Annotated in this window: 4 protein-coding genes; 2 read left to right on the top strand and 2 right to left on the bottom strand. The window is 78.0% G+C overall.

The genetic code is table 11. The features are described 5' to 3' along the window. Both CBZ_RS17215 and imuA' read right to left on the bottom strand, forming a co-directional pair. The coding region (locus CBZ_RS17215) for a DNA polymerase Y family protein (RefSeq protein WP_130782708.1) at positions 1-1,544 on the bottom strand (1,544 nt) is incomplete at its 3' end. Between the two features lie 10 nt (positions 1,545-1,554). After that, complete coding sequence (imuA', locus tag CBZ_RS17210; RefSeq protein WP_246013507.1) at positions 1,555-2,379, bottom strand: DnaE2-dependent mutagenesis accessory factor ImuA'; 825 nt, start codon at positions 2,377-2,379, stop codon at positions 1,555-1,557. A gap of 505 nt (positions 2,380-2,884) precedes the next feature. Between imuA' and CBZ_RS17205 the strand changes: the two genes are divergently transcribed. Both CBZ_RS17205 and CBZ_RS17200 read left to right on the top strand, forming a co-directional pair. Beyond that, positions 2,885-3,424, top strand: coding sequence for a YbhB/YbcL family Raf kinase inhibitor-like protein (locus CBZ_RS17205; RefSeq protein WP_130782707.1), 540 nt, complete (start codon positions 2,885-2,887; stop codon positions 3,422-3,424). Then, on the top strand, positions 3,421-4,001 hold a 581-nt coding region (locus CBZ_RS17200), incomplete at its 3' end, for a YbaK/EbsC family protein (RefSeq protein WP_130782706.1). The genes CBZ_RS17205 and CBZ_RS17200, both read left to right, overlap by 4 nt.

Here is a 4,001-nt window from a genome sequence, read left to right as displayed (position 1 = left end):
GCGCCGTCCTGCGGCCAGCGGACCGTCGCGGGCTCGCCGCGCATCCCGACGCGCACGTCGAGCAGCACGGGCCGTCCGGTCGCGTCCCGGACGTCGACCGGGACGGGCTCGGTGAGGACGGTCGCGGGCGCCGGGTCGGGCAGCCGGCCCGGCCACGGCAGGTCGGCGGCGCGGGCGGGCGCCGGCTCCTCGCCCCAGGGGCGCAGGTGCACCTGGTCGCGGACCCCGCGGCCTCCCTGCAGGGTCGCGGTGAGGACGCCCTGCCCGCCGACGATCCCCTGCACGCGGTCGAGCGCGCGGTGCGCGCGCAGGTCCCCGCCCGACGGACCGCCCCACAGCCGCCCCTGCTCGGCACCCGCGGGCGCGACGTCGAGCGCGGTGACGGCGAGGCGAACCAGGGTCACCGCGCGGGTGTCGTCGTCGGGCCAGGGGTCGACCGGCAGGTCGTCGAGCGCCCACGGGTCCTGCGACCGGCTGCGCAGCGCACGGGCCCGGGCGGCGCGGACCCGGTCGGGTGCGTCCTGCGCGCGGCCTCGGGCGGTCGCGACGGCCGTCGAGGACAGCCAGCTCTCCAGCTGCCAGCGGATCCGGTCGGTGATGCGCTGCGGCGTCAGGCCGCCGAACCCGCCCAGGTCGGTGCGCCACGTGCGGACCAGGTCGGTGCCGTCGTCGGTGCGTGCGGCGATCTGCAGCCGTCCGCACGTGACCGAGCGGTGCACGAGCAGCGCGTGCAGGTCCTCCGCAAGGCGGCGGCCCGCGAACGTGGCGGTGTCGACCCGGTCGAGCGGCGGGTCGAGCTCGGTGGCGACCTCGAGGTCCGCCTCGGGACGTCGCCGGGCCGGGGGGCGCTCGTCGTCGCCGCGCGCGAGGGTCTGCGCCCACGTGCCGAGGCGCCCGAACCGGGCGTGCACGTCCGTGGGCGGCAGCGCGGCGAGCTGACCGAGCGTGCGCAGGCCGAGGCGGTGCAGGAGGTCGACGAGGTCGGTGACGTCCCGCACGGCCTCCTCGGTGACCGCGGCGTGCACGAGCTCGACGACGCCCCGCTCCGCGAGGAACGCCGGCGACCGGCCCGGTGGCACGACCGCGCCGGTGCGGGCGGCGACCACCGCGGCGAGCAGCCCGTCGGCGGTGCCGACCGCGCACTCGTGCCCCGACAGGTCCGCCACGGCGTCGACGAGCCGCTCCGCCAGGACGTCCTCCGAGCCGTGGTACCGGCTGGCGCCGCCCGCGGGGAGCAGCAGCAGGCCCGCGCGGACCACCTCGATGCCCGCGACGACCGTCTCCGCCGCGCTCGCGACGGGCTCGAACAGGCGGACGTCGCGCGCGTCGTCGGCGGGGAGCAGCACGAGCTCGGGGCAGCAGCCCTGGGCCTGCCGACGCCGCATCCCGCGGCGCACACCCTCGACGCGGGCGAGCGCGGACACGGCCGTGACACGCTGCCCGTCGTGCACCGCGGCGGGCAGGTGCGCGGCGACCTCGTCGACGGTGGTGGCCGCCACGACCGGCCAGTCGGGGACCCACAGCACGGTGGTCCGGGTGCTCATCGCGCGCCCCTCATCCCACGAGCCGCAGGTCGGGACCTGCGACCACGACGAGCACGGACGGGTCGTCGCCATCACCGGCCGCGCGCGTCGCGGCAGCACTCGTCACGACAGCGCTCGTCCCCGTGCCGCTCGTCCCCGTGCCGGCCGTCCACGCCGGCACCGTGCCGCGCTCCGCGGACAGCGGCAGCGTCAGGTCGACCGACAGCGGGACGGCGGCGCCGCCACGGCCCGAGCGGGTCACGCGCAGCTCGTGGGCGCGCAGCCGCCCGTCGCCCGCGCCGACGCCCGACCAGCGGCCGCCCTCGACGGTGAGCACCGTCCCGGCTCCCGGCCACGGCACGCTCGAGAGCAGCACCGCACCGCGGTCGCGCGCCCGGGCGGACAGGCGCCGCCGGTCCGCGTCCGTGAGCGCCGTGTCCGGCCCGACGAGCACGACGTCGATGCCGTCGACGAGCGCCGCGACCACGGTGGCCGCATCGGCGCCGGGCCGTGGGACGACCGCGAGCCGGTCGAGCGCGACCCCGGCCTGCGCCGCGGCGAGCAGGCCGACGGTCGGCTGCCCGACGACGGCCGCCCACGCACCGCCCGCGCAGGCGTGCGCGAGCATCGTCAGGACGAGCGACGTGGACCCGACGACGGCGGTCGTCGCGCCGCGCCGCAGGCCGTCGGGCAGCAGCGCGGAGAGCCGGGCGGGGACGGGCAGCGGCGGACGCTCGGTGGTCAGGACGCCCGCGTACCGGGGCGACGACGGCTCGGCCGGCCGGACGGTGGCGCGGTGCGCCGGGATCCCGGCAACCGACCCGTCGTAGTCGGGCACGGTCGCCGGCACGGCCACCGGACCGGTCGACGGTGCCGCCGCCACATCGGTCGGGGCCGCAGCCGGACCGGTCGTGGTCGCCGCCGGACCGCTCCCCGCCTCGCGCGCGGCTGTCGTCGCCGGAGGCCCACCCGGCAGGTCCACGGCTCGCAGTCCCATCCGGGTGCTGCGGGCGCCCGTCCTCAGCTCGGCGTGCGCCAGCACGGCCCGGGCCAGCTCGGCCCGGTCCTGCCCGGACAGCGCACCCACCGCCATCCGGCACCACCTCCCGCGACGTCACGACGTTCTGACCTGCGACGACGTCCGGATCTCACCGATTCGTCGAACACCTGTTCGAGTATCTCAGTAGACGCTGACACCCGGAGGCGTGTCAATCGGGCCACTCCCCCGGCGCAACGGCGGCGACCCGCGCACCGCCCGGACCTGCGGCGCGACCTCCGGAATCTGCCGAGACGAGCCGACACGGGCCGACGTCAGCACAGAACCCCGCGCGCCCCCGCCACCCGCGGGCGATGATGTCGCGATGACCTCGCTGACCCGTCCCGTCGCCCCCGACCCGTACGCGCTGCTGCCCGCGGTGCCGTCGTTCGACCTGCGCAGCGACGACTTCTCGCCCGGCGACCGGCTCCCGGACGCCCACACGAACACCCCGGCAGGCGCGAACGTGTCGCCGCACCTCGCCTGGTCGGGCTTCCCGGAGGGCACCCGCTCGTTCGTCGTGAGCTGCTTCGACCCGGACGCCCCGGGTCCGGCGGGCTGGTGGCACTGGACGCTCGTCGACGTGCCCGCCACGACGACGGAGCTCGCGTCCGGCGCGGGCACCGCGGGCAGCACGACGCTGCCGGCCGGGGCGTTCGCGGTGCGCGGCGACGACGGCGAGGCCGCGTACGTGGGGGCAGCCCCGCCGCCTGGTGACCAGGTACACCGCTACTTCTTCGTCGTGCACGCGCTCGACACCGCCTCGCTCGGCGTCGGCCCGGACGCGATGCCGGGGGCGGTGAACACCGCGGTGGTGTTCCACACGCTCGCGCGCGCCGTGCTCGTGGGGACGTACCAGCGGTGACGGCCGGGACGACGGTCCTCGGCACGCTGCCGTGGGTGCGCGCGGTCGACCGCCCCGACCTGCTCGCCGACCCGGTCCGTGCTGCGGTCGAGGCGTGGCTGGCCGCCGACCCCGCGGTGGCCGACGCGGTGCTCGTCACCGAGATCGACCCGGACCTGGCCGACACCGCGGCGCTCACCGCGGCGTACGACCTGCCGCCCGCGGCGTCGGCGAACTGCGTGCTCGTCTCGGGTCGTCGGGAGGGCGTCGAGCGGGTCGCCGCGGCGGTCGTGCGGGCCACGACGCGGGCCGACGTGAACGCGACGGTCAAGCGGCTGCTCGACGTGCGCAAGGCGTCCTTCCTGCCGACCGACCGCGCGGTCGCGGAGTCGGGCATGGAGTACGGCGGCATCACGCCGCTGGGGCTGCCCGCGGGCTACCGGGTGCTGGTCGACGCGCGGGTCGCGGTCGACGACCCGGACGCGGGCGGGACGGTCGTCATCGGCAGCGGTCTGCGGCGGTCGAAGATCGCGCTGCCGGGCGCTCTGCTGGCGCGCGCGCCGGGCGTCGAGGTGGTCGACGGGCTCGCCCTGCCCTG

This window comes from Cellulomonas biazotea (genome assembly GCF_004306155.1).
Taxonomy (GTDB): domain Bacteria; phylum Actinomycetota; class Actinomycetes; order Actinomycetales; family Cellulomonadaceae; genus Cellulomonas; species Cellulomonas biazotea.
This window is presented reverse-complemented; position numbering and strand designations above follow the sequence as displayed.